We start from the raw sequence: 24,243 nt of genomic DNA, 5'->3' as shown, positions 1-24,243 counted from the left end.
CGCGGGCCCCCGGGAGGAGGGAGCGGCTCCGGTCAGCCGGTGGTCCAGCGCTGGAGGGCGCTCCCGGTGTCCGGCTGCTGGGTGACCTTGGCCCCGTTCGCCGGTGAGGCGGTGGTCAGGAGGAGGCCGCTGCGCACGGAGGTGACGGTGGAGGTGCCGTCGGGGAGGCGCTGGAGCGTCCAGCGCTGGTTGGCGCCGCCGTGGCAGGTCCACTGGATGACCCGGGCACCGGCGGCGGTGGAGCCGTTCTCGATGTCCGCGCACTTCCCCGAGGCGTTGTTGCGGAGCTCGTAGCCGCCGTCGGCGTGCGGGGTGAGGGTCCACTTCTGGTTGGCGCCGCCGTTCGGGGTCCAGGTGACGAGCCCGGTGCCGTCGGCGGTGCTGCTGTCGGGGTTGTCGAGGGCCTTGCCACCGGCGGTGAGGGTGACGGTCCGCGGCGCGTCGCCGACCGGGGTGAGGGTGAGGCTCTGCTCGCCGGCCGTGCGGCCGGCGCCGACCGGGGAGCCGGTGGTGTCGGTCCAGCTGCGGGCCGGCACGGTCTCGGCGGCGCGGGCGGCGGTGGCGGAGAGTCCGAGGACGAGGCCGCTGTACCGGTTGACCAGCTTCACGGTGCCGGTGGGGGTGTTGTCGGCGGCGGAGGCGCCGCGGATCACGAACCAGTCCTGCCCGGTGCCGGAGGCCGCCGCGGCGACCGTCGGCTTCGTGCCCCACGCGCGCGTGCCGGGTCCGGTGGAGGCGACGCCGAGGAGGCCGCCGGTGGCGGCGTTGGCGATGCGGTAGGAGCCGTCGCCCTTCGCGGTGAAGGTCCAGTGCTCCAGCGCCGAGCCGGTGGCGGCCGGCGTGGAGGTGGTGGCGGAGCCGCCGGGGACCTGGGCGAGCACCCGGCCGTCCGTGGCGGCGATCCGGTAGGCGCGGGCGGTGTCGACGGGGGCGGCGGGCTCGTTCGTCCCGATGCTGAGGTTGACGTACTCCCCGCTCGCGCCGCCGGAGCAGCCGAAGGAGCAGTAGGCGCGGAAGTCCCTGCCGACGATGCCGGAGGAGGTGCGGTTGCCGGCGTCGAGGAACCAGCGGTACCAGGAGGCGGTCCGGTAGCTGCCGGTGTCGCCGAGCCGGAACCACTTCTGGGTGGTCAGGTCGGTGGTGGCGTAGATCTCCTGTGGCGCGTTGCCGCTCTGGTCGACGGCCTGCGGCTCGCCGATGTACAGGCCGAGGTGGGCGTTGTAGGTGATGTCCATGACGAAGAGCGGGGAGGTGGCGGGGGTGAGCCCGGCCGCGACCTGCTGGCTCACCGTGCCGGCGTGGGCGGGGTCGTACTCCTTCTCCTTCGGCACGTAGCCGGTCGCGCTGCCCGCGCCGACCGGGACCATGGTCGACTCCCGGCCGCCGACGCCGGGCTGCGCCCAGGCGCCGTCGTACCACTTGCGCCACGAACCGGGCGCCATCTTCCCGGAGATGGGGGCCCGGGCGACGTGCCCGTAGAAGGCGGCCCAGCCGCCGCCCTTGTTGACGATCCGGGAGCCGTAGAAGGCGTAGAAGTAGCCGGAGGCGGTGTCGACGAAGAGGCGCGGGTCGCCGGTGCCGTAGTGGTACGTCTGCTGCGGGAACGCGGCGGTGTCGCCGCGCTTCGTGCTGTACGGCGAGGTGATGACGTGGTCCTTGACGGTCCAGGTCCGGCCCTGGTCCCGGGAGACGGCGTAGTCGATGCCGTCGTAGTGGATGCCGTCGGCGAAGGGCTGCGGGGTGAACTCGTTGTGGACGAGGCCGTACCAGTCGCCGGTGTCCGGGTCGACCCACATCCCGGTCAGGTCGCAGTAGTTGCGGTGGGCGTAGCCGCTGCCGGCCGGGGCCGGGGTGGACTCCACGCCGGTGACGCTGTTGTTGCAGCGCCAGGTGGTGTCGTTGTTGCGGTCGGCGGAGTTGGCCGGGTTCACCGCGTCGCTGATCGCCGACGAGCGGGTGGCGGAGTCGAAGTCGGCGCCGGTGTAGAAGGTCCACTTGCGGGGGTCGGTCGCCCCGTACAAAGCGTGGGCCTGCTGGTAGTAGAAGGTGCCGTCCTTGTCGATGTACGGGCTGGCCGGGGTGTCGTCGGGCCGGTTCCAGGAACCCTTGGCGCCGACGGTGACCGTGTAGGTGGCGGTGGCGGAATCGGTGGTCGCGGGGGCGGGCCCGGCGGTGGCCGACGGGGCGGCGGCGAGGGCGGCGCCGCTCACGGCCAGGGCCGCCGCGACGAGCGTGCTCACGAATCTGCTGCGCGGAAGGTGCACGAGTACTCCCAGGGGTGGAGGAGTCGAGCCGCTGGTGGCACGGACCCTAGAGCGCATTTGACCGGTAAAACAAGAGCCCTGCGAGCGCCTGTCGCCTTTCTCCCCAAGGGAGTTGGCGGTCGGACCGGCCTCCGGGGAAGCGCGGGAACGCCTTGACCGCAGGTGGGGGCCCGGTTACGTTGCGAGCCTGGCGGGGCGGGGGCGACGGGGGGCGTCATGGTCACCATGCAGGACGTGGCGGAGCGGGCCGGCGTCACCAAGCAGACCGTCTCCAACGTCGTCACCGGGCGCGTCGCGGTGCGCCCGGCGACGGAGGCGCGGGTCCGCGCGGCGATCGCCGAGCTCGGCTACGTACCCAATCTGGTGGCCCGCTCGCTCGCCACCGGCAGCAGCCGCACCGTCGGGCTCTTCGTGCCGACCGTCTCCGCGCCCTTCTACGCGGACCTGGTCGAGGAGGTCGAGGACGCGCTGGAGGAGCGCGGCCACCGGCTGCTGCTCTGCACCACCCGCCTCGACGGCGAGCGGGCCCGCCGCCATCTGGCCGCGCTGGCCAGCCGCTCCGTGGACGCCCTGCTGATCGCCGGCGACCAGGGGCTCACCGGCCATCTGCCGCTCCTCGCCGACGCCCGCTTCCCGGTGGTGCTGTGCGCCTGGGAGGCCGCGCTGCCGGACGGCTTCCCGGTGGTCACGGTCGACTACGAGCACGGCGGCCACCTCGCCGGCCGGCATCTGCGGGCGCTCGGGCACGAGCGGGCCCTGGTCCTCGCCAGCCCCGCGCACACCGTCCGGACGGCCGGATTCCGGCGGGCCTTCCACGAGGACGGCGTCCCGCTGCCGGACGACGCCGTGCGGATCGCGGCCGAACCCACCTTCCGGGGCGGCCTCGCGGCGGCGCTCGACGCGCTGCGGGCCCACCCGGAGGCGACCGCGCTCTTCGCCACCCACGACGTCCTCGCGGTCGCCGCCGTGGAGGCCGCCCGGGCCCTGGGCCGTACCGTCCCCGGCGACCTGTCCGTGGTCGCGCACGACGACACCCCGGCCGGCGTGCTCTCCGGCCAGACGCTCACCAGCGTCGTCCTCCCCCAGCGGGAGATGGCCCGGCAGGCCGTCGACCTCGCGCTCGGCGCCGCCTCCTGCGCCGCCCCGCCGGACCCGCGCCCCCGGCCGCTGCTCCCCGCCCTGGTCCCGGGCGACAGCACCGCCGCCCCACGCCGCCCGTGAGACGGCCGGGCTCTCACGCGTCGGGGAGCTCCGGCACCGTTGACCGGGGCGCGGCGGGGCCCGCCACCCGGATCCGGTCGGTGCCGAGAAGACGCGCCAGGGTCGGCTCCCGGGCGAGGACGGCGCCGATGGTGAAGGCGAAGGTCAGCGCGGCGCAGACGACGATGAGCCAGGACAACAGGGTGAGGACCAGGCCGAGGCCGCCGTACTCGGCCAGGGCCCGGTTGAGCGCGCCGGGCATGTAGAAGCGGGCGGTGACGCCGAGGGCGGTGGAGGTGGCCGCGCCCAGCAGGGCGCCGGGCAGCAGCGGCAGCCAGGGGACGCGCTTGGCGAGCAGCAGGTGCTGGGTCCACAGCCAGACGCCGACGGCGAGGAGGAAGAAGAGCGGGACGCCGAGCCAGGCGCCGGCGCCGAAGCCGTCCCGGATCGGCGCCTGGAGGAGGACCACCACGACCAGGGCGAGCAGCCAGACCGCCCACCGCCAGGCGCCGATCCGGGTGCCGGCCCTGGGCAGGCCCCAGGCGCGTTCGCAGACGCGGGCCATGGCGCGACTGAAGCTGGTGGCGGAGACGAGGGCGATGACGGCGCCGACGGCGCCGCTGGTCTCCCGCACCCCGTCCTCGGTGCTCCGGTCGAAGACCTGCTGGAGCTGCTGGTCGGCGGCGCCGGTGAGGCCGAACATGGCGCGCAGGGACTCGCGGAGCTGGTCGCGGACCGGCTCGGGCGCGAAGGCGGCGAGCGCGAAGAGGAGCGGGACGGCCGCGAGGAACGCCTGGGCGGCCAGGCGGGTGCCGGCGTCGAGGAGGTTGCCGCCGACCAGCCGTTCGGTCACCTCGGTCAGCACGGGGAAGCGCCGCTCGGCGCCGGCACGGAGGTTCCGCACCCGGTCCGCCCACCCCATCGCGCCTCCGCCCGCCTCGCCGGTCTCCCCCGCCGCGTCCGGCCGGGGCCGCCGTCCGCGCGCGGACGGTCCCCGCCATGAGACGCCACCGGCCGGGCCCCGGCCAGCCGGCGGCGGCCGAACGGGGGTCGGGTCACCCGGTCCAGTAGCGGGCCAGCGCGCCCTCCTTGTACGGGGCGGGGCTCACGCTCAGCTCGCCGGCGAAGGGCCGGTCGAGGACGAGGACGAGCAGCAGGCTGAAGCCGATCAGGGCGGCGACGGAGGCGACGAACAGGACCTGGATCCGCAGCCGCCGCATCCCGTACAGGAAGGTCAGCGGGACCAGGACGAGGGCGCCGCCGAAGGCCAGGACCTGGAGCAGCGGCGGGAGTTCCTGCTCGGCCATGGTGATCCGGGCACGGCGCTGCGCGGCCACGTCGTTGAGGTGCGCCACGGCCTCCTCGTAGAAGACCTCCTCGCGCGGGGTCTTCGGGTCGTACGCCTGGAGCACCTCGAAGGCGTCGACGAGGCTGCGCTCGGTGGCGCCGTACTGGGGCACGCCCTCGCGCATCCGCGGCCACTGCTTCTCGACGACGGCGTGGACGTAGTCGCTGAGGGCCGCGTCGAGTCCGGAGCGGACGGGCGGCGGGAAGGCGGCGGCGTCGCGGGCGATGAGGGCGACGTCGGTGGCCTCGGCGGCGACGATCGTCTGGGTGCTCTCCAGCTGGGTCCAGAGGGTGACGATGACGAAGGCGAGGATGATCCCGTAGATCGCGCCGAACATCCCCAGGGTCACGCCGACCATGTCGTTGTGCTCCCCCTCGGCGAGCGACGGATGGCGGCGGCGGAGCAGCACGCTGCCCGTGACGGCGAGCACGACGGTGCCGCCGACGAGGAGGACGGCGAGGGTCAGGGAGCTGAAGTGGTTGAGCAGCCAGAGCGACATGAGCGCGGAGTGTAGGGATCCGGCGCACCCCCTCCGGACCACGACCGAGGCGTACGCCCCCGGCGCACGGGGAGAGTGCACCCCATCGGGTGACCGCGCCGAACGGCCCGGTGACCGCCGTGGGGAGTACGCCGTCCACGGGGCGCGGTTCGCGCCGCCGGGGCCCGGCGGCGCCCGCCCGAGGGCCCGCGCGCTCCCGCGCCGATGTCGGCGCCCCGCTTCTTCATCCGTCGTCCCCCTCGCCGTTCCCGGCCGCTCGTCCGGGCCACCCGGGCGTCGTTCATCGTTCCTCGGGCGCACCTGCCCGGTCGTTCCGCGTCCCTGTAGATTGACGCGGGTCCGACCGGCGTCCCGTCCCCCGCCAGGAGTGTCCCCCCGTGTTCGGTATGAGCGAGATCGCGATCCTGCTGGTCGTCGTCGCCCTGGTGGTCGGCGCGCGCAAGCTGCCGGAGCTGGCCCGCAACGCCGGCAAGGCGGCCCGCATCCTGAAGGCCGAGGCGCGGGAGATGAAGGCGGGCGACGCGCCGCGGGAGCCGGCGGCCACCTACACCGTGAAGGAGACGGTCCGGAGCTCCGCCGAGGAGCGCTGAGCGGCCGGCCCCTCCGCCTCAGCCGTCCGCGCCGTCGTCGCGGGTGAGCCGCGGCAGGGGCCACCGCCCGTCGAGGACCGAGGGGTCGGGGCCGTAGAGCCGGAGCGTGACGGCGAACGGCCCGGCCGGGGCGGGCAGCCAGTTCGCGGCCCGCTTGGCGTCCGCGGGGCGCCGGTGGGCGACGTACACGGTGAGCCCGCCGTCGTCGTCGTAGAGGATCCCGGGCGTGCGGTCGCCGATCGCGGACCGGCCGATCGCGTTCTCCGTGAAGCGCCGGCCCGGCAGCCCGTACAGGGAGGCCGACCAGAGGAAACGGGCCGGCGGCAGCTGCCCGGGGGCGAAGCGCAGTGTGTACGCGTGCCGGGCGCCGTCCGGCGGGCCGTCGGCGGCCGGGTCGCGCTGCCACACCTCGACCTCCGGGAGCCCGTACAGGTCCTCGTGGGCGCCGATCGCCCGGCGCAGCGGGTCGGCGCCGAGTTCGGCCCGGGTGCCGCCGAGGCCCGCCGGGCGCGTCGTCCCGGCGGTCGCCTCGGCGAGCCGCGTCCGGCCGTCGGCGACGCCCGCCTCCAGGGCGGCGCGGAGCTCCGGGGACAGCGCGGCGGGCTCGAACTCGCCGCCGCCGTCGACGCCGAGGGCGGCGAGCCGGGTGCGCAGGTCGCGGTCGGCGGCGAGGACGGGGAAGAAGCGGAGCAGGAAGTCGAGGACGGTGAAGAACTCGACGGTGCCGGTCTCCTCCTCCCGCCAGACCGGCCAGACCGGCTCCTCCGCCGGGTGCGGGGCGGCGGTGTCGGTGAACGCGGAGAGCGGGCGCAGCCGGTACCCCTCCTGGACGGCGCGGAGGCCCGGGACGTCGTCGGGTCCGGCGACGTGGGTGCGGCCGAGGACGCCGGCGAGGTGGGTCGCGGTGTGCAGGACGCCGCTGACGCCGTCGGGGACGGGGCCCGTCCAGCCGGGTCCGGCGACGAGGTGGTGACCGGCCTCCCGGCCGGTGGCGCGGCTGCCGACGAAGCCGGCGTGGACGGTGTCGAGGTCGTGCACCGCGAGCACGTGGTAGCGGTCGGTCGCCGGGACGGACAGCACCCACGGCTCCGCCCGCAGGTCGAGCCAGGCCGTCGAGTGGGCGATGTCGGCGCCGTCCGGCGCCACCGGTCCGGCGTCGTGCCGGAAGCTGCCGAACCCGCCGGCGGAGCCCGGGTCGGTGGGGTCGACGGCCTGGGCGTACAGGTTCCGGTAGTCGGCCAGGAGCGGGTATCCCCAGATCCACGCCTCGGCGGCGGTCCGCCGCGCGTCCTCGGCCGTCGGCAGCGTGCGCTCCGCCATGTCCGCCTCCTCGCCCGACGCATTTCCGCCCAAACTGTCACGCTTCGGGACGGCGTGCATCCGGAGGAGGGGCTACGTCCGGGGCAGGTCCGGCGCGGGCAGCGGGACGGCGACCGAGGCGAGGTAGCGGGCGTACTCGTCGAGCGCGGCCAGCGCCTGCTCGTCGTCGCGGTCGACGAGCCAGGTGAGGGTGAGGCCGTCGAGGACGCCGAGACCGTGGCGGGCGAGCACCGCGAGGTCCACCGTCCAGGCGAGGCCGGCCGTCCGGGCCATCGACTCCAGGTGGGCGCGGTTCACGTCGAGGTAGTGCCGGTACTGGCGGCGGGCCAGGTCGGCGAGGCCGGGGCGGCGGAGCGCGTACTGGGTGACCTCGTACGTGACCAGGTGCTCGTCCGGGCGGGTCCGGACCAGCTCCCAGTAGGCGTGCAGGATCGCGCGGATCCTCTCGTAGGGGGTGGCGCCCGCGGGGTGCGCGAGGCCGGCCGGCGGGAGGTTCCGCTCCATGATCCGCTCGATGACGGTCTGGAACAGCTCCTCCTTGGAGCGGAAGCAGTAGTGGAAGGCGCCGAGCGGCACCCCCGCCTCGGCGACCACGGCCCGGGTGGTGGTCTTGGCGACCCCGTCCCGGATCATGACCCGGATCGCCGCCTCCGCCAGCTGCTCGCGGCGCTCTGCGGCGGGGAGTCGGGGCATGGGGCGGTCTCCTCGGGAGGGGGCGGGCGGCGCGGTCGGGTCACCGTACCGCGCCGGGGTCGGGGCCTCGGCCGTACGGTCGCCGGCGCCTCGGCGTACGGTCGCCGGCGCCTCGGCCGTACGGCGTCGGGGCCGGTTCGGGCGGGGTCGGGGGCCCGGTCAGAGGAACGCCATGCCCTCGCCCCGGTAGGTGGGGACCTCGTCCACCACCCGGTCGTGCTCGACGAGGTGGAGGGTGTCCACCCGCTCGCAGAGCTCGCCCGCCTTGGCGTGCCGGAACCAGACGCGGTCGCCGCACCGCAGGGTGTCGGCGGCGGGTCCGGCGAGCGGGGTCTGCACCTCGCCCGCGCCCTCGGCGGCGAGCACCCGCAGCCCCGCCGGGTGGACGGGGACGGGCAGCCGGTCCGGGCCGGGGGCGCCGGAGGCGGTCCAGCCGCCGCCGAGGACGGTGACGTGGCCGGGGGCGGGGCGGCGGACGACCGCCAGCGCGAAGAAGGCGGCGGGCAGCGGGCTGAAGCCCCGGTAGTGGTCGAAGAGGGCGGGGGCGTACAGCCCCGATCCGGCGCCGAGTTCGGTGACGGCGGGCTCGGCGGAGGTGGTCTCCAGGCTGCCGGTGCCACCGCCGTTGACGAACTCCAGCGGCGCCACCTCGCGGACCGCCCGGACGGCGGCGGCGCGGCGGGCCCGCAGCTCGCGGGCGGAGAGCCGCTGGACCGCGCGGACGGCGGTGCGCATCGGGCGCGCCTGGGTCGGCTGGTCGTCGCCGACGCCGGCGATCTGCCCCTCGTACGCCATCACGCCGGCCAGCCGCAGGCGCGGGCGGGCCACGACGGCGCGGGCCAGGGCCGCCGCCTGCGCGGGTGCGTGCAGGGGCGAGCGGCGCATGCCGAGGTGGACCCGGCCGCCGAGCAGCCGGAGGGAGGCGTCGAGGTCGAGGCAGACCCGGACCGGCGGGCCGGAGGGGCCGATCGCGGCGGTGAGGAGGTCGAGCTGTTCGGCGGAGTCGACCATGACGGTGATCCGGGCGGCGGCGTCCTCGTCGGCGGCGAGCCGGCCGAGCGCGTCGGTGTCGGCGGTCGGGTAGCCGACGAGGACGTCCAGGGCGGGGTCGTGGGCCGCGAGCCACAGCGCCTCGGGGAGGGTGAAGGCGAGGACGCCGGAGAAGCCCGGCCCGGCCAGGACGGTGTCGATGAGGGCGCGGCAGCGGAGCGACTTGCTGGCCAGGCGGATGGGCTTGCCGCCGGCACGGCGGGTCATCTGGGCGGCGTTGGCGCGCAGGGCGCCGAGGTCGACGACGGCGAACGGCGGCTGGAGTCCGGCGGTCGCCTTCTCCAGGTCGGCGAAGCCGGCGGGACGCGGGGCGGGCGCGGCGGCGGTGGCCGCGGCGTCGGCGGGGCGGGCGCTTGCCATGGTGGGCGGCCTTTCGTGGGCCGGCGGGGAGCGGGCCTCCGCCGGAGCGGACCTCTGCGGGGACCGGACGACGCCGTCACCGTCTCTTGGTCGCCTGTCCAAGTCAAGGCTCCGGGACCCTTGACTTGGACGCACGACCAAGTCCACCCTTCCGGACAGCGAGAACCGGCGGTAACCCGCCACGACACGACGCCCACCGACCCGAAGGGAAAACGCCCGGCATGAGCAGCAGCGAGAACGGCGGCGTCTGGCGCAACTGGGCCGGCAACGAGGAGGCCCGCCCCCGGCGGATCGTGCGCCCGGCCCGCACCGAGGAGGTCGCCGCCGCGGTGAAGGACGCGGTACGGGACGGGCTGCGGGTCAAGGCGGTCGGCTCCGGGCACTCCTTCAGCGGCGTCGCGGTCGCCCCGGACGTCCAGCTCCGCCTCGACCGGCTCGACGCCGTGCACGCCGTGGACCCGGAGACGGGGCTCGTCACCGTCGGCGCGGGCATGCCGCTGTGGAGGCTGAACCCGCTGCTCGCCTCGCACGGCCTCGCCCTGGAGAACATGGGCGACATCGACCGGCAGACGGTCTCGGGCGCGATCTCCACCGGCACCCACGGCTCCGGCGTCCGCTTCGGCGGCATCGCCACCCAGGTGCGGGCGCTCGAACTCGTCCTCGCCGACGGGTCGGTGACGGCCTGTTCGGCAGACGAGCGGCCGGAGCTGTTCGCCGCGGCCCGGGTGGGCCTCGGGGCGCTCGGCGTCCTCACCAAGGTCACCCTCCAGACCGTCCCCCTCTACGCCCTGCACGCCCGGGACACCGCGATGCCGGTCGCCGAGGTCCTCGGCCGGATCGACGAACTGGTCGACGAGAACGCCCACTTCGAGTTCTTCTGGTTCCCGCACAGCGAGACCGCGCTGACCCGCCGCTTCCGCCGGCTCCCCGCCGACACCCCCCTCTCCCCCATCGGCGCCCTCTCCCGGCGGCTCGACGAGGCCGTCAGCGGCCCCGGCTTCGAGGCGCTGAACCGGCTCGGCACCCGCGTGCCGCGCCTGGTGCCGCCGATCACCCGCTTCGCCGCGCGCGCGATGTCGTCCCGGAGCTGGACCGACCACGCGTACAAGGTCTTCGCCTCGGTGCGCGATGTCCGCTTCCACGAGGGCGAGTTCGCGATCCCGCGGGCCCACGCGGCGGAGGCCCTGCGGGAGCTCCGGGCGTGGATCGACGCCCACGGGGAGCCGGTGTCGTTCCCGCTGGAGGTCCGCTTCACCGCCGCCGACGACATCTGGCTCTCCACCGCGCAGGGCCGGGAGAGCTGCTACATCGCCTTCCACCAGTACCACCGGATGCCCTACCGCCGGTACTTCGACGCCTGCCAGAAGATCCTCGGCGCGTACGGCGGGCGGCCGCACTGGGGCAAGATGCACGACCTCGGCGCGGCGGAGCTGCGGCCCCGCTACGAGCGGTTCGACGACTTCGTGGCCCTCCGCAACCGGCTCGACCCGTCCGGCGTCCTGTCCAATCCCTACCTCGACCGCGTCCTCGGCGCACCCCCGGCGAGGGGCTGATCCTCCGCGCGGCACGGTGGCACACTGGCTCCCGGTCTGCCGAAGGAGTACCACCGTGTCCGTCATCCAGCGCCTGCGCACCGCCGTCCGCCGGACCTACCGGCGCACGGTGGACCTCAGCCACCCGGCCCGCTCCCCGCTCGGCAGCGCGGTCGTCAACTGCGTGGTGTACGTCGACGGGGTGCGTCGGACGGTCCGCGGCGCGAGCGCCGAGGACGCCCTGCGGTACGTCCGCCGGGGCGGCGACGGCTTCGTCTGGATCGGGCTGCACGAGCCGGCGGAGAAGGAGCTGACGGTGCTCGCCGAGCTCTTCGGGCTGCACCCGCTGGCCGTCGAGGACGCGGTCCACGCCCACCAGCGGCCCAAGGTCGAGGAGTACGACGGGGTGCTGTTCGCCGTCCTGAAGACGGTGCGGTACGTCGATCACGAGGTGCTGACCGCCACCAGCGAGGTGGTGGACACCGGCGAGCTGATGGCCTTCGTCGGGCCCGACTTCGTGATCACCATCCGGCACGGCGGGCACGGCTCCCTCGGCCCGCTGCGGGAGGCGCTGGAGGCGACGCCCGAGCAGCTGGCGAAGGGTCCCTCGGCGGTGCTGCACGCGATGGCGGACCACGTGGTGGACGACTACCTCGCCGTCGCGGACGCGGTCCAGACCGACCTCGACGCGATCGAGAACACGGTCTTCTCCGCCCAGGCGGACCGCGGCGACGCCGGCCGGATCTACCAGCTCAAGCGCGAACTGCTGGAACTGCGCCGGGCGGTCGCCCCGCTCGCCCGCCCGCTGACGGAGCTCGCCGGCCGGCCGATGCCGCTGGTGGACCCCGAGATCCGGGCGTACTTCCGGGACGTCACCGACCACCTCGCCCGGGTGACCGAGCAGATCGCCTCGTACGACACCCTGCTCGACTCGGTGCTCCAGGCCCATCTGGCGCAGGTCACGGTGGCGCAGAACGAGGACATGCGGAAGATCACCGCGTGGGCGGCGATCGTCGCCGTGCCGACCATGGTCTGCGGGGTGTACGGCATGAACTTCGAGCACATGCCGGAGCTGCGCTGGACCTACGGCTACCCGGTGGTCCTCGGGGTGATCGCGGTGGCGTGCTTCGTCATCCACCGGGGCTTCCGCCGCAACGGCTGGCTGTGAGACCGCCCGCGTCCGTGGATATGAGAGGTTTGCTCCGTTCATCCGATCAGCGGGCGGAGAGGTGCGGCACGGCATGGCGCGGTGGGACGGTACGGAGACGGCGGCGGGTCCCGCCGGGGACCCGGGGACGGCGGACGGCGAGGCCCGCTGGTTCCGGGTCCTGCTCCACGCGGGCTTCTTCCTGCTGCTCGGCTCCTCGCTGACCCGCTTCCTGATGCGGCACACCGGCGACGGGATCGCCCCCTGGGTGGTCGCCCTGTCCGCCGTCCTCGCCGCGCTGTACGTGGCCGAGCCCGCGATCGGCGACGAGCGGCGGCACCGGCACCTGTGGCTCGGCGCCTGCGCGGCGGTCTGGGTCGCGCTGGTCCTCCTCGCCCCCAGTTTCGCCTGGTGCTCGATCCCGCTCTTCTACCTCGGGCTGCGGCATCTGCGGCCGCCGGCCGCGGGGGTGCTCGTCGGGCTGCTGACCGTGGTCTCGGTCACCGCCCAGCTGCGGCTCGCGGGCCGGTTCGAGTTCGACCTCCTGCTGGCCCCGCCCGCCGTCGCCGCGATCTGCGTCGCCGTCTTCGTCCGCATGGACGAGCAGACCCGGCGGCAGCGCGAACTGATCGCCGACCTCGTCCGGACCCGGCGCGAACTGGCCGCGACCGAGCGGCGCGAGGGCACCCTCGCCGAGCGTCAGCGGCTCTCCATGGAGATCCACGACAGCCTCGCGCAGGGCCTGTCGAGCCAGCGGATGCTGCTCCAGGCCGCCGACCGGACCTGGCGCTCGGACCCCGCCACGGCCCACCGCCACGTACGGGCGGCCGGCGAGATCGCCGAGCGCAACCTCACCGAGGCCCGCCGCTTCGTCCACGACCTCGCCCCGGCCGACCTCGCCGGGGGCGGCGGCCTGGACGAGGCGCTGCGCGCCCTGGCCCGCCGGGAGTCCACGGCGGGACTCGCGGTCCGCTGTCACATCGAGGGCGCCCCGCCGCGCCGGGTGCCCGACCGGGTCCAGTCGGCGCTGCTGCGGATCGCGCAGGGCGCGCTGGCGAACGTCCGGGAGCACGCGGCCGCCCGTACCGCCGCGCTCACCCTGACCTACCTCGACGACCAGGTCGTCCTCGACGTCGCCGACGACGGACGCGGCTTCGACCCGGCGGCCGTCCGCGCCGACGGCGGGGTGCGCGGCCACGGCCTGCCGGCCATCCGCACCCGGACCGACCAGCTCGGCGGCACCCTCACCGTCGAGTCGGCGCCCGGCGAGGGCACGGTCCTGTCCGCCGCCGTCCCGCTGCCCGCGGTCTGAGGGCGGGGCGGCGACGGTCTACGGCCGGCCGGCGCGGGCGGACAGGAGGTCCCGGTACCAGGGAAGGTGGCGGGCGAAGGCGTCGGGGAAGGCGGGGCCCGGGCCGCGGCCGAAGTCCTCCCAGGGGCGCTCGTCGGCGAACCAGTGGTCGACGGCGAACATCTCCAGGTGGTGGGCGGCGACCGGGTTCCCGGCGAGCAGCGCGCGGGCCTCGGGGAGCTCCAGCGCGGGAAGACCCCGGGCGGCCCGTACGGCCTCCGGCAGCAGGGGGTCGACGGCGGCGAGGAACGCGGCGTCGGAGACGGGTTCGGGGTGGGAGACGTAGTACGCGCCGGGCCGGGTCGCCGGGGAGAGCGCCGCGCCCAGCAGGGCGCCCGCCAGGCTGTCCACCTCGACCGTCGAGTGGAGCGTGCCGGTGCAGGCGAGCGGTCGCGGCAGCGCGGCGAGCAGCGTCAGGAGGCCGGGGACGACCTGCCGGTCCCCCGTCCCGTAGACGAGGTGCGGGCGCAGCACGCTGCCGCCGGCGTCCAGGACGTACCGCTCCCCGGCCGCCCTGGTCCGGCTGGTCGTGGACCCGGGGGCGAGCGGGAGGCTGCCGGGCGCTGCGGCGCGGAAGGGGCCGCGGCCGTGCACGGAGGCGGTGCTGAGGGAGACGATCCGGCCGGTGCCGGCCCGGACGGCGGCGGTCACGAGGTCGCGGGTGCCGTGGTCGTTGACGGCCCGCTGGAGGTCCGCGGGGCCGCCGATCGCGGAGGCGCAGTGGACGACGGCGTCGACCCCGTCGCAGGCGCGGCGCAGGCTCTCCGGGTCCCGGAGGTCGCCGTGGACGGTCTCGACGACGGGTCCGCCGGCGGCCGGTCCGGCCGTGGGCGGGGCGGGGGGAGCGTCGGTGCGCCGGACGAGGAGGCGTACGTGGGCGAGGCCGGGGTGCGCGGCAGCCGCGGCGGCGACCCGGCTGCCGATGAAGCCGGTGGCGCCGGTGACGAGGATGCGGGTTGCCATGGGACCTTCCGGGGCGCGGGTGGGCCCTGCGAGTTTACGCCCCGGTCAGCCCGTGAGACGCCGGTCGAGCCGGGCGAGCGCGGGGGCGTCGGCCGGCGAGGAGAGCGTGCAGTGGAAGACGGGCTCGCCGTCCTGGTGTCCCTCGACCCGGACCGCGACCAGTTCCGGGTCGGTGGAGGGGACGAACTCGGCCGTGATCCAGCAGGGCGGTGCGAGTTCGACGTAGCGGGAGAAGGACATGTTCACGACCGACGGAAAGAACGTTTCCGTACCGGTCACCTGGTGGGCCGCCTGGCGGGCCGCCTCCAGGAGCAGCATGCCGGGGACGTGGTCGTTGGGCCGGCGGAAGAGGGTGGGGTGGGCGGTGTTGATGCGCAGCCGCCATCGGTTCCGGCCGGTGGCGGGCGCGAGGACGACGTCCTCGGGATGTTCCCTGCCGACCTCCTCGGGTGCCACTCCGGGTATGAGGGGGACGGGGGTGGTGAGGGCGTCCATCCGGGCGCCGCGTATCCGGCGGTAGGCGAGCGGGGAGGTGCAGCTGATCCGGCCCCGGGCGGTCGCGACCCGGCGGCCTTCGCGGTGGATCACTCCGTCGGCGCGGAAGGTGCGGAGGTTCCGGCCCCGCCCGCGGACCTCCGAGAAGACCAGGCCCACCGCCACCTCCGGGGAGAGGCCGTAGAGGGAGAGCGCCTCGGGGTCGACGCGGTAGGTGAGGTCCCACATGACGAACTGATGGTCCACCGGCACCCCGATTTCCGCGTGGGCCACCAGCATGGTCGCCTGCCGCAGCGTCTCGGCCACCAGGACGGGATCGTGCAGGCCGCCCACGAGCGGGGAGAAGAAGGCGTGGGCGTCGGGCCAGCGGGCGGAGACGGAGAAGCGGTTCTCGTCCTCGCGGGCCCATCCCGTGGGCATGATGTCGGCGGGGTTCGCGCGGTGAACGAACTCTCCCGGGACGCCCGTTGACGACTCTCGCCCGGTGCTGTCCATGGGTCTCCCTCGCGTCCCGGCACCCCGGCGGGTTGACCGGCCCGGCGTAGAATACGTACAACGCGGTTTTCATTTCAATGCTTCATGTCACACGGTGAGCACGGACGAGCGAGACAGCAGGAGGCACCGTTGGCGCAGCAAGCGCGCGCGATACGAACCAGGCAGCTGATCCTGCAGTCCGCCGCGTCCGTCTTCGCCGAGCGCGGCTACGAGCGGACGACCATCGGGGAGATCCTGGCGCGCGCCGGGGTCACCAAGGGGGCCCTCTACTTCCACTTCGCGTCGAAGGAGGAAGTGGCACTCGGGGTGCTCGGCGCACAGATGTTCGACGACCCGATCCCGCCGCAGACCCTCAAGGTCCAGGAGCTCGTGGACCAGGGCTTTCTCCTCGCACACCGCCTCCAGCACGACGCCCTGGTGCGCGCGAGCGTGGCCCTGGCCCTCGACCCCGGAGCCACCGGGGTGAACCGCGCGGCGCCGTTCCGCGTCTGGATCGACTCGATCGCGGAGGCCCTGACGGTCGCGAAGGAGCGGGGGGAGCTGCTGCCGCACGTGAACCCGCAGGACTCCGCCGAGCTGTTCTCCGCCGCCTTCTCGGGCGTCCAGGCCACCTCCGCCGTGCTGTGCGACCGCGCCGACCTGATGCACCGGGTGGCGGTCCTCGTCCACCACGTGATGCCGAGCATCTGCACGCCGGGGGTCCTGATCTCCCTGGACGTGAGCATGGAGCGCGCCGAGCTCCTGGCGGCCGAGTACGAGGCCGCCCGGCGCCGTTCGGAGGAGAACCTGACGGACTCGGAATGAGAAACGGACCCGACGGTTCGGAAAGCGGATCGGGCGCCCCGACGGCATCAGCCGTCGGGGCGCTCTGGCGTCATGGCACTGAGTGTGTTTTGCTGAGGGTACTCAGTGCCATACGCGGTGCCGCGGGCGTTTCCGGGTACCACCAGCCAGGTGCCACAAGCATTTCCAGGGAGCTCAAGACCATGGGCAAGGACTTCGACCTGTACCGGACCTCCGAGGAGCACGAGATGCTCCGGGAGTCGGTGCGCGCGCTGGCGGACGCGAAGATCGCCCCGTTCGCGGCGGCGGTGGACGAGGAGGGGCGTTTCCCGCAGGAGGCCCTGGACGCGCTGGTCGCCAACGACCTGCACGCGGTGCACGTGCCGGAGACCTACGGCGGCGCGGGCGCGGACGCGCTGGCGACGGTGATCGTGATCGAGGAGGTCGCCCGCGCCTGCGGTTCGTCCTCGCTGATCCCGGCGGTGAACAAGCTCGGCTCGCTCCCGGTGATCCTGTCCGGCTCGGAGGAGCTGAAGCACAAGTACCTCGCGCCGCTCGCGGCGGGCGAGGCGATGTTCTCCTACTGCCTGTCGGAGCCGGACGCCGGCTCGGACGCGGCCGGCATGAAGACCCGCGCGGTGCGCGACGGCGACTTCTGGGTGCTGAACGGCGTGAAGCGGTGGATCACCAACGCCGGCGTCTCGGAGTACTACACCGTGATGGCCGTCACCGACCCGGAGAAGCGGTCGAAGGGCATCTCGGCGTTCGTGGTGGAGAAGGGCGACGAGGGCGTGTCCTTCGGCGCGCCGGAGAAGAAGCTCGGCATCAAGGGCTCCCCGACCCGCGAGGTCTACTTCGACAACGTCCGCATCCCCGCCGACCGCATGATCGGCGACGAGGGCACCGGCTTCGCCACCGCGATGAAGACCCTCGACCACACCCGCATCACCATCGCCGCCCAGGCCCTCGGCATCGCCCAGGGCGCCCTCGACTACGCCAAGGGCTACGTCAAGGAGCGCAAGCAGTTCGGCAAGCCGATCGCCGACTTCCAGGGCGTGCAGTTCATGCTCGCCGACATGGCCATGAAGCTCGAGGCCGCCCGCCAGCTCACCTACGCCGCCGCGGCGAAGTCCGAGCGCGTCGACGGCGACCTGACCTTCTTCGGCGCCGCCGCCAAGTGCTTCGCCTCCGACGTCGCCATGGAGGTCACCACCGACGCCGTCCAGCTCCTCGGCGGCTACGGCTACACCCGCGACTACCCCGTCGAGCGCATGATGCGCGACGCCAAGATCACCCAGATCTACGAAGGCACCAACCAGGTCCAGCGCATCGTCATGGCCCGCAACCTCCCGTAACCCCACCCCTCGTCGAAAGGAGACAGGCCGTGACCCTGAGGATCGCTGTCTGTGTGAAGTACGTGCCCGACGCGACCGGCGACCGCGGTTTCGCCGACGACCTGACCGTGGACCGCGACGAGGTCGACGGTCTGCTGTCGGAGCTCGACGAGTACGCGGTGGAGCAGGCGCTGCGGATCTCCGAGGAGGCCGACGACGCCGAGGTCACCGTCGTCACGGTCGGCCCGGACGACGCCAGGGACGCCCTGCGCAAGGCGCTGTCGATGGGCGCCGACAAGGCCGTCCACGTCAACGACGAGGCCATCCACGGCTCCGACGTCATCGCCACCTCCGCGGTGCTCGCCAAGGCCCTGGAGAAGACCGGCTTCGACCTGGTCGTGTGCGGCATGGCCTCGACGGACGGCACCATGGGCGTGCTGCCCGCGCTCCTCGCCGAGCGGCTGAGCCTGCCCCAGGCCACCCTCCTCTCCGAGGTCTCGGTGGAGGGCGACCTGGTGAAGGGCCGCCGGGACGGCGACGCCGCCACCGAGCTCGTCGAGGCCCCGCTGCCGGCCGTCGTCTCGGTCACCGACCAGTCCGGCGAGGCCCGTTACCCCTCCTTCAAGGGGATCATGGCCGCCAAGAAGAAGCCGGTCGAGGAGCTGGAGCTCGACGACCTGGAGATCGACGAGGACGAGGTCGGCCTGGCCGGCTCCTGGACCCTGGTCGAGTCGGCGGACGCCCGCCCGGCCCGCACCCAGGGCACGATCGTCACGAACGAGGACGGAGACGGCGGCAAGCAGCTGGCCGCCTTCCTCGCCGCCCAGAAGTTCATCTGACCGACCGTCACCCCACCTCAGGAGCAAGGAATCATGGCTGAGATCCTGGTTCTCGTGGACCACGCCGACGGTGCGGTCCGCAAGCCGGCCCTCGAACTGCTCACCCTGGCCCGCCGCCTGGGCGAGCCGTCCGCGGTCGTCCTGGGCGCCGGCGAGGCCGCCGCCTCCGTCGCCGCCACCGCCGCCGAGTACGGCGCCGGCACCGTCTACGTGGCGGACGGCGCCGAGTTCGCCGAGCAGCTCGTCGTCCCCAAGGTCGACGCGCTCACCCAGATCGCGAAGGAGAAGGAGGTCGCCGCCGTCCTGGTGACCTCCTCCGGCGAGGGCAAGGAGATCGCGGCCCGCGTCGCGCTCCGCCTCGGCTCCGGCCTCATCACCGACGCCGTCGAGCTGGAGGCCGGCGCCGACGGCCCGGTCGCCACGCAGTCGGTCTTCGCCGCCTCGTACACGGTGAAGTCCCGCGTCTCGCACGGCGTCCCGGTCATCACCGTCAAGCCGAACTCCGCCGCCCCGGAGGCCGCCCCGGCCGCCGGCACGGTCGAGAACGTCACCGTCGCCTTCACCGGCAACGCCGCCACGGTCGTCTCCCGCACCGCGCGGGTCTCCACCGGCCGTCCGGAGCTGACCGAGTCCGCCATCGTGGTCTCCGGCGGCCGCGGTGTCGGCGCCGCCGAGGGCTTCGAGGTCGTCGAGAAGCTGGCCGACTCGCTCGGCGCGGCCGTCGGCGCCTCCCGCGCCGCGGTGGACGCCGGCTGGTACCCGCACTCCAACCAGGTCGGCCAGACCGGCAAGCAGGTCTCGCCGCAGCTGTACGTCGCGGCGGGCATCTCCGGGGCGATCCAGCACCGGGCCGGCATGCAGACGTCGAAGACGATCGTCGCGGTCAACAAGGACCCCGAGGCCCCGATCTTCGACCTGGTCGACTACGGCGTGGTCGGCGACCTCTTCGAGGTGCTGCCGCAGCTGACCGAGGAGATCGGCGCGCGCTGACGCCGTCGGACACGCCCAAGGGGGTGGCACTCTGTGCCACCCCCTTCGTCTGCGCCCGGGCTCAGATCCAGCCGTCCAGCGGGACCTCCTCGCACAGCCGGACGACCGGCCGGCGGCCGGTGTCGGCGGCGCTCGCGAGCTTGACCCGGACGCCCGGACGCACCGCGTGCGGCGGCCCGTCGACCCGGCAGCGGACCACGAAGCCCTCGGCCATGTGCACCGGCCAGAGGTCGGCCTCGGCGGCGGTGTGGGCCCTGCGGACGGTGATCACGCCCTCCCCCTCGCTGAGTTGGGGGGACAGGTCGGTCGACCCGCAGGTCGGGCAGAGCAGGCGCTGGAAGGTGGTGGTGTGGCACCAGGCGCAGCGCTGGAAGTAGAGATCGGTGCCGGCGGCCGATTCCTCGGTCCGGACGGCGCCGGGGGTCCTCAGTCCCGTGTGGAACACGATGCCTTCTCCTCGCACTCGGCGGCTCGACCGTGCATGGAGCCCAAGATATGGCACTCAGTGCCAGCAAAGAAAGACCTGAGTTCCCTCAATTCGAGATACTGAGATCCCCCTCAGCTCTCGTCGAGGCTCGACTCCACCTCGCGCACCACGCGCCACATCGGCGTGGACCGCTTGGTGATGACGACGACCACGTCGTCGGCCCCCTCCGCCGCGTCGCCGCCGGTGCCGGCCGGAGTGTCCGGGCTCCAGGTGGCGCGGACGAACTCCAGGGCGCGGTCCACCTCCGCCAGCTGGTCGCCCTCGCCGCCCGAGCGCAGCCAGTGCCGCAGGGCGTGGTTGTGGGCGGCGACGACGGCCGCGGCGGCCACGTTGGCGCGCAGGGTGCCGTCCTTGCGGTCGGCCCAGCGGCCCCTCAGGTAGTCGCCGAGGGTCTTCTCGTACCGCCACACGACGGAGAGCTCGTACGTGCGCAGCCCGGCGACCTCGCGGGTCAGCCGGTAGCGCTGGACGGAGAAGGTGGGGTTCTCGGCGTACATCCGCATGACCAGGCGGGCGGCGTCGCAGACCCGGACCATGGGGTCGTCGGTGTCGGCGCTGGCGGCGAGGAAGCGGGTCATGTCGTCGAGGCACTGCTCGTGGTCGGGGAAGACCACGTCCTCCTTCGACGGGAAGTAGCGGAAGAAGGAGCGCCGTCCGACGCCCGCGAGGGTGACGATGTCGTCGACGGTGGTCTGCTCGTAGCCCCGCTCCAGGAAGAGCTGGAAGGCCGCGGCGATGAGGGAGTCGCGCATCGCGGGCTTCGGAGGGGTCCGGGGGTTCGTCGCCGCTGCTGCCATGGCATGAACCTAACACCGTCGACGCCTCCGTGCGGCACTCGGTGCCGGAATTTTCCGGCACCGAGTGCTCTCGTCAGGGGTCGCGGTCAGCGGGCGGCCATCCGCAGCGCGCCGTCCATCCGGATCGTCTCGCCGTTGAGGTAGTCGTGCTCGGCGATCATCGTGATCAGGCGGGCGTACTCCTCCGGCTGGGCGAGGCGCTGCGGGAAGGTGACGCTCGCGGCGAGCCCGGCCCGGATCTCCTCGCTGAAGCCCGCCATCATCGGGGTGTCGACGATGCCGGGGGCGACCGTGACGACCCGGATGCCGAACTGGGCGAGGTCGCGGGCGGCCGTGATGGTCATGCCGGCGACGCCGGCCTTGGAGGCGGCGTAGGCGATCTGCCCGACCTGGCCCTCGAACGCGGCGATCGAGGCGGTGTTGACGACGAGGCCCCGCTGGCCGTGCGCGTCGGGCTCGTGCCGGGCGATGGCCTCGGCGGCGAGCCGCATCACGTTGAACGTGCCGATCAGGTTGACGTTCACGACGGCACGGAACAGGTCGAGGTCGTGCGGGCCCTTGCGGCCCAGCACCCGCGCCGACGGGGCGATGCCGGCGCAGTTGACCGCGAGCCGCAGCTCGGCGCCGTCGGCGTCGATCTCCGCGAGCGCGGCGCGGACCTGCTCCTCGTCGGTCACGTCGGCGGCGATGAGCCGTACGCCCTCCGGCAGGGCCCCGGCGGCGGCGACGGCCTTCTCCAGGTCGAGCCCGTAGACCGTGGCGCCGCGCGCGGCGAGCGCGGCGGCGGTGGCGGCGCCGAGCCCGGAAGCGGCACCGGTGACGAGAGCGGCGGAGCCGGCGATGTCCATGGAACTCCTCGTTCGTGTCGTGCGGGTGACCCTGCCGGCGGGTTGGCCGCCGGACCGGGGGCGCGTCCCCGCGGGGGACCGCGCGGTCTGCGCGATCTGCGCCGCCACCATAGAACCCCGCGGGCGGGGCGGACGGGACGGGGGTCATCCGATCGGCGGACCCCGGGGTCCGCCGATCCGCGCGCGGTCCGCAGCCGGTGCGCCGACCGCCGGGGCCCGGACCGGCGCCCAGGATGAAGCGTCAGTCGATCATCATCCCCCTGGAGCGAACGCCCTATGCAGCACGCGAAGAAGAAGGCCCGCCGCACCCGTCTGACGACCGGCGGCGCGGTCGTCGCCCTCGGCCTGGCGGGCGTCGGCGCCTACTCCGCGAGTGCCGGCGGCGGCCGGGACGCCGCCCCGGCGGTCGCCACCGAGGCCGCGCCCGCGCACACGACCGCCACCACCCGCCTGACGGTCGCCGCGGCGACGGAGGCGGCCAGGGCGGCGCTGGCCGCGGCCGAGGCGGAGAATCAGCGCGTCACGGTCGCGGTCGTCGACCGCGACGGCAAACCGCTCGTCACCCTGCGCGGCGACGGCGCGGGCCCGCAGTCCCCCGAGTCGGCGGAGCGGAAGGCGTACACGGCGGTCTCGTGGAACGCCCCCACCTCGGTCCTCGCCGGCCGCCTGGCCCAGACCCCCCGCCTGAAGGACATCCCCGGCACCCTCTTCCTCGCCGGCGGCGCCCCGGTCACCGCACAGGGCGCCCCGATCGCGGGCATCGGCGTGGCGGGCGCCCCCTCGGGCGACCTGGACGAGAAGTACGCCCGCGCGGGCGTGGCGGCCCTGGAGCGGTAGTCCGCCCGGCCCCGGAAACGCCGGACCCCGGTGCGCCTGAAACGGGGGAACACAGGCGTACCGGGGTGGCGCTCCCGAGCATACGCCGGAAATGGTTCAACACGAAATCACTACGCGATCACCTCGTCCCCCGCCGGGACGCCTACTTCTCCGGGCGGGCCAGGCCCCGGCTGATGACCAGTCGCTGGATCTGGTTCGTGCCCTCGAAGATCTGCATGATCTTCGCCTCGCGCATGTAGCGCTCGACCGGGAAGTCGCGGGTGTAACCGTAGCCGCCGAGGACCTGGACGGCGTCCGTGGTGACCTTCATGGCCGTGTCGGTGGCGATCAGCTTGGCCGCGCTGGCCTGGCGGCTGAAGGGGCGGCCGAGGTCGCGGCGGCGGGCCGCGTCCAGGTAGGTGGCGCGGGCCGCGTCGACGGCGGCGGCCATGTCGGCGAGGAGGAAGCCGAGGCCCTGGTGGTCGACGATCCGGCGGCCGAAGGTGGTGCGCTCGTTGGCGTAGTCGACGGCGGCGTTCAGGGCGGCCTGGGCGAGGCCGGTGGCGCAGGCGGCGATGCCGAGGCGGCCGTTGTCGAGCGCGCTGAAGGCGATCTGGAGGCCCTGGCCCTCCGCGCCGATGAGCCGGTCCTCCTCGATGAGGGCGCCGTCCCAGTAGGCGGAGGTGGTGGGCACGGCCTGGAGGCCCATCTTGCGCTCGGGGGCGCCGAAGGAGAGGCCCTCGGCCTCGCCGGGGGCGAGGAAGCAGGAGACGCCGTGGCTGCCCGGCGCGGTGCGGGCGAAGAGGGCGTAGAAGCCGGCCCGGCCGCCGTGGGTGATCCACGCCTTGGTGCCGGAGACGCGGTAGCCGCTGCCGTCCTCCTGGCGCTCCGCCTTGCAGGCGAGGGCGGCGGCGTCGGAGCCGGCCTGCGGCTCGGAGAGGCTGTAGCCGCCGACGAGCCGGCCCTCCAGCATCGACGGGAGCCAGCGCTCCTTCTGCGCGTCGGTGCCGAAGGCGTACAGCGGGTGGCAGGCGAGGGTGTGCACGCTGGTGGCGACCGCGACGGCCGCCCAGCGGGCCGCGAGCTCCTCCAGGACCTGCAGGTAGACCTCGTACGGCTGGCCGCCGCCGCCGTACTCCTCGGGGTACGCGAGGCCGAGCAGGCCGGCCTTCCCCAGGGTGGCGAAGAGCCCCTCGGGATAGCTCTCGGCTGCCTCGTGTGCGTCCACCCGGGGAGCGAGCTCGCGGTCGGCGATCTCCCGGGTGAGGGCGATGAGGTCCGCCGCCTCGGGGGTGGGGAGCAGGCGGTCGACATCCATGGCGACTCCATCGGCGCGCAAAACGGTACTTGGACTGGTACTCCAGTACCGCTAAAAATAGCGCATGCGTGCGCGGGGGGAACCCCTTCGGCCGAGTGGCCCGGCATACTGTTCGGGTGATCGAGACCTCCGCCACCGACACCCCGAAGCTCACGGGGCGCGGTGCGGCGCGCCGTTCCGCCCTCTTCGAGGACCTGGTCGCCCTGCTCGTCGGCGAGGGCTTCGCCCGGCTGACCCTGGACGACCTCGCGGCCCGGCTGCACTGCTCCAAGCGCACCCTGTACGGCCTGGCCGGCAGCAAGGAGCAACTCGTCAGGGCGGCCGTCGTGCACTTCTTCCGGCGCGCCACCAGCCGCGTCGAGGCGGTCCTCGCCGCCGCGAACGGGCCCGCCGAGCGGCTCTCCGCCTACCTGCGGGCCGTCTCCGCCGAGCTGGCACCGGTCTCCCCGCAGTTCTTCGACGACGTGGCCGCGTTCGAACCGGCCGCGGAGGTGTACGAGCGGAACACCCGGGCCGCCGCCGGCCGGGTGCAGCAGCTCATCGAGGAGGGCGTCACCGCCGGCGTCTTCCGGGAGGTCCACGTCGCCTTCGCCGCCGACGTGATCGCCTCCGTGATGGTCCGCATCCAGCGCCGCCAGGTGGCCGCGTCCACCGGCCTCGCCGACGCCGAGGCGTACGACCAGCTGGCCGAGCTGCTGCTCAGCGGGCTCCGCCGGGCCTGAGC

Annotated in this window: 23 protein-coding genes; 11 read left to right on the top strand and 12 right to left on the bottom strand. The window is 74.3% G+C overall.

Annotated elements, in window-relative coordinates:
* Positions 1-32: 32 nt before the first annotated feature.
* On the bottom strand, positions 33-2,240 hold the full coding sequence (locus ABFY03_RS29075) for an RICIN domain-containing protein (RefSeq protein WP_346171189.1): 2,208 nt from the start codon (positions 2,238-2,240) through the stop codon (positions 33-35).
* Between the two features lie 240 nt (positions 2,241-2,480).
* On the opposite strand from ABFY03_RS29075, the gene ABFY03_RS29070 reads away from it, so the two are divergent.
* Positions 2,481-3,485 carry a LacI family DNA-binding transcriptional regulator gene (locus ABFY03_RS29070; RefSeq protein WP_319009185.1) on the top strand — a complete coding sequence of 335 codons (1,005 nt, stop codon included), beginning with the start codon at positions 2,481-2,483 and terminating at the stop codon, positions 3,483-3,485.
* A 13-nt stretch (positions 3,486-3,498) separates the two neighbouring features.
* On the opposite strand, the gene ABFY03_RS29065 is transcribed toward ABFY03_RS29070, so the two are convergent.
* Positions 3,499-4,386, bottom strand: coding sequence for a YhjD/YihY/BrkB family envelope integrity protein (locus ABFY03_RS29065; protein WP_346171188.1), 888 nt, complete (start codon positions 4,384-4,386; stop codon positions 3,499-3,501).
* 133 nt (positions 4,387-4,519) lie between these two features.
* Positions 4,520-5,311: a bestrophin-like domain gene (locus tag ABFY03_RS29060; protein ID WP_319009183.1), complete on the bottom strand. Its 792-nt coding sequence runs from the start codon at positions 5,309-5,311 to the stop codon at positions 4,520-4,522.
* 386 nt (positions 5,312-5,697) lie between these two features.
* Here ABFY03_RS29060 and ABFY03_RS29055 point away from each other — a divergent pair, with 386 nt between their 5' ends.
* The gene (locus ABFY03_RS29055; RefSeq protein WP_386723547.1) at positions 5,698-5,901 is read left to right on the top strand and encodes a twin-arginine translocase TatA/TatE family subunit; all 204 of its coding nucleotides are present in this window, start codon (positions 5,698-5,700) and stop codon (positions 5,899-5,901) included.
* Positions 5,902-5,919: 18 nt separating this feature from the next.
* On the opposite strand, the gene ABFY03_RS29050 is transcribed toward ABFY03_RS29055, so the two are convergent.
* The 3 genes from ABFY03_RS29050 to ABFY03_RS29040 all read right to left on the bottom strand — a co-directional run bounded on the left by ABFY03_RS29050 (position 5,920) and on the right by ABFY03_RS29040 (position 9,324).
* Positions 5,920-7,221 carry a DUF1254 domain-containing protein gene (locus tag ABFY03_RS29050; protein WP_346171187.1) on the bottom strand — a complete coding sequence of 434 codons (1,302 nt, stop codon included), beginning with the start codon at positions 7,219-7,221 and terminating at the stop codon, positions 5,920-5,922.
* Positions 7,222-7,293: 72 nt separating this feature from the next.
* On the bottom strand, positions 7,294-7,914 hold the full coding sequence (locus tag ABFY03_RS29045) for a TetR/AcrR family transcriptional regulator (protein WP_319009180.1): 621 nt from the start codon (positions 7,912-7,914) through the stop codon (positions 7,294-7,296).
* 159 nt (positions 7,915-8,073) lie between these two features.
* On the bottom strand, positions 8,074-9,324 hold the full coding sequence (locus ABFY03_RS29040; protein ID WP_346171186.1) for an alanine racemase: 1,251 nt from the start codon (positions 9,322-9,324) through the stop codon (positions 8,074-8,076).
* A 221-nt stretch (positions 9,325-9,545) separates the two neighbouring features.
* Between ABFY03_RS29040 and ABFY03_RS29035 the strand changes: the two genes are divergently transcribed.
* The 3 genes from ABFY03_RS29035 (at position 9,546) to ABFY03_RS29025 (ending at position 13,315) form a co-directional block, all read left to right on the top strand.
* Positions 9,546-10,877 (top strand): D-arabinono-1,4-lactone oxidase, encoded by a 1,332-nt coding sequence (locus tag ABFY03_RS29035; protein ID WP_346171185.1) that lies wholly within the window; start codon positions 9,546-9,548, stop codon positions 10,875-10,877.
* Positions 10,878-10,932: 55 nt separating this feature from the next.
* Positions 10,933-12,024 carry a magnesium/cobalt transporter CorA gene (corA, locus tag ABFY03_RS29030; protein ID WP_319009177.1) on the top strand — a complete coding sequence of 364 codons (1,092 nt, stop codon included), beginning with the start codon at positions 10,933-10,935 and terminating at the stop codon, positions 12,022-12,024.
* Positions 12,025-12,097: 73 nt separating this feature from the next.
* Positions 12,098-13,315 carry a sensor histidine kinase gene (locus ABFY03_RS29025; RefSeq protein ID WP_346171184.1) on the top strand — a complete coding sequence of 406 codons (1,218 nt, stop codon included), beginning with the start codon at positions 12,098-12,100 and terminating at the stop codon, positions 13,313-13,315.
* Between the two features lie 18 nt (positions 13,316-13,333).
* On the opposite strand, the gene ABFY03_RS29020 is transcribed toward ABFY03_RS29025, so the two are convergent.
* Both ABFY03_RS29020 and ABFY03_RS29015 read right to left on the bottom strand, forming a co-directional pair.
* A complete protein-coding gene (locus ABFY03_RS29020; RefSeq protein ID WP_346171183.1) occupies positions 13,334-14,317 on the bottom strand; it encodes an NAD-dependent epimerase/dehydratase family protein in 984 nt (327 codons plus the stop codon).
* Between the two features lie 45 nt (positions 14,318-14,362).
* A complete protein-coding gene (locus ABFY03_RS29015; RefSeq protein ID WP_319009174.1) occupies positions 14,363-15,307 on the bottom strand; it encodes a ScbA/BarX family gamma-butyrolactone biosynthesis protein in 945 nt (314 codons plus the stop codon).
* A gap of 129 nt (positions 15,308-15,436) precedes the next feature.
* On the opposite strand from ABFY03_RS29015, the gene ABFY03_RS29010 reads away from it, so the two are divergent.
* The 4 genes from ABFY03_RS29010 (at position 15,437) to ABFY03_RS28995 (ending at position 19,253) form a co-directional block, all read left to right on the top strand.
* Entirely contained in the window at positions 15,437-16,111 is a 675-nt protein-coding gene (locus ABFY03_RS29010) for a ScbR family autoregulator-binding transcription factor (RefSeq protein WP_319009173.1), read from the top strand.
* A gap of 182 nt (positions 16,112-16,293) precedes the next feature.
* On the top strand, positions 16,294-17,445 hold the full coding sequence (locus ABFY03_RS29005) for an acyl-CoA dehydrogenase (protein WP_319007277.1): 1,152 nt from the start codon (positions 16,294-16,296) through the stop codon (positions 17,443-17,445).
* Positions 17,446-17,474: 29 nt separating this feature from the next.
* On the top strand, positions 17,475-18,263 hold the full coding sequence (locus ABFY03_RS29000; RefSeq protein ID WP_319010633.1) for an electron transfer flavoprotein subunit beta/FixA family protein: 789 nt from the start codon (positions 17,475-17,477) through the stop codon (positions 18,261-18,263).
* A gap of 33 nt (positions 18,264-18,296) precedes the next feature.
* Positions 18,297-19,253: an electron transfer flavoprotein subunit alpha/FixB family protein gene (locus tag ABFY03_RS28995; protein ID WP_319010634.1), complete on the top strand. Its 957-nt coding sequence runs from the start codon at positions 18,297-18,299 to the stop codon at positions 19,251-19,253.
* 61 nt (positions 19,254-19,314) lie between these two features.
* On the opposite strand, the gene ABFY03_RS28990 is transcribed toward ABFY03_RS28995, so the two are convergent.
* The 3 genes from ABFY03_RS28990 to ABFY03_RS28980 form a co-directional block, all read right to left on the bottom strand.
* A complete protein-coding gene (locus ABFY03_RS28990; RefSeq protein ID WP_037878622.1) occupies positions 19,315-19,698 on the bottom strand; it encodes a Zn-ribbon domain-containing OB-fold protein in 384 nt (127 codons plus the stop codon).
* Between the two features lie 113 nt (positions 19,699-19,811).
* Positions 19,812-20,537 (bottom strand): TetR/AcrR family transcriptional regulator, encoded by a 726-nt coding sequence (locus ABFY03_RS28985; RefSeq protein WP_346171182.1) that lies wholly within the window; start codon positions 20,535-20,537, stop codon positions 19,812-19,814.
* Positions 20,538-20,623: 86 nt separating this feature from the next.
* Positions 20,624-21,385, bottom strand: coding sequence for an SDR family NAD(P)-dependent oxidoreductase (locus ABFY03_RS28980; protein ID WP_346171181.1), 762 nt, complete (start codon positions 21,383-21,385; stop codon positions 20,624-20,626).
* 276 nt (positions 21,386-21,661) lie between these two features.
* Here ABFY03_RS28980 and ABFY03_RS28975 point away from each other — a divergent pair, with 276 nt between their 5' ends.
* On the top strand, positions 21,662-22,222 hold the full coding sequence (locus tag ABFY03_RS28975) for a GlcG/HbpS family heme-binding protein (protein ID WP_346171180.1): 561 nt from the start codon (positions 21,662-21,664) through the stop codon (positions 22,220-22,222).
* Between the two features lie 142 nt (positions 22,223-22,364).
* On the opposite strand, the gene ABFY03_RS28970 is transcribed toward ABFY03_RS28975, so the two are convergent.
* The gene (locus ABFY03_RS28970) at positions 22,365-23,519 is read right to left on the bottom strand and encodes an acyl-CoA dehydrogenase family protein (RefSeq protein WP_346171179.1); all 1,155 of its coding nucleotides are present in this window, start codon (positions 23,517-23,519) and stop codon (positions 22,365-22,367) included.
* Positions 23,520-23,635: 116 nt separating this feature from the next.
* Between ABFY03_RS28970 and ABFY03_RS28965 the strand changes: the two genes are divergently transcribed.
* The gene (locus tag ABFY03_RS28965; RefSeq protein WP_319010639.1) at positions 23,636-24,241 is read left to right on the top strand and encodes a TetR/AcrR family transcriptional regulator; all 606 of its coding nucleotides are present in this window, start codon (positions 23,636-23,638) and stop codon (positions 24,239-24,241) included.
* Positions 24,242-24,243 lie beyond the last annotated feature (2 nt).

The sequence above is a fragment of the Streptomyces roseofulvus genome, from assembly GCF_039534915.1.
Lineage (GTDB): Bacteria > Actinomycetota > Actinomycetes > Streptomycetales > Streptomycetaceae > Streptomyces > Streptomyces roseofulvus.
The sequence above is the reverse complement of the archived record's forward strand: the minus strand, read 5'-3'. Positions and strand labels throughout refer to the sequence as shown.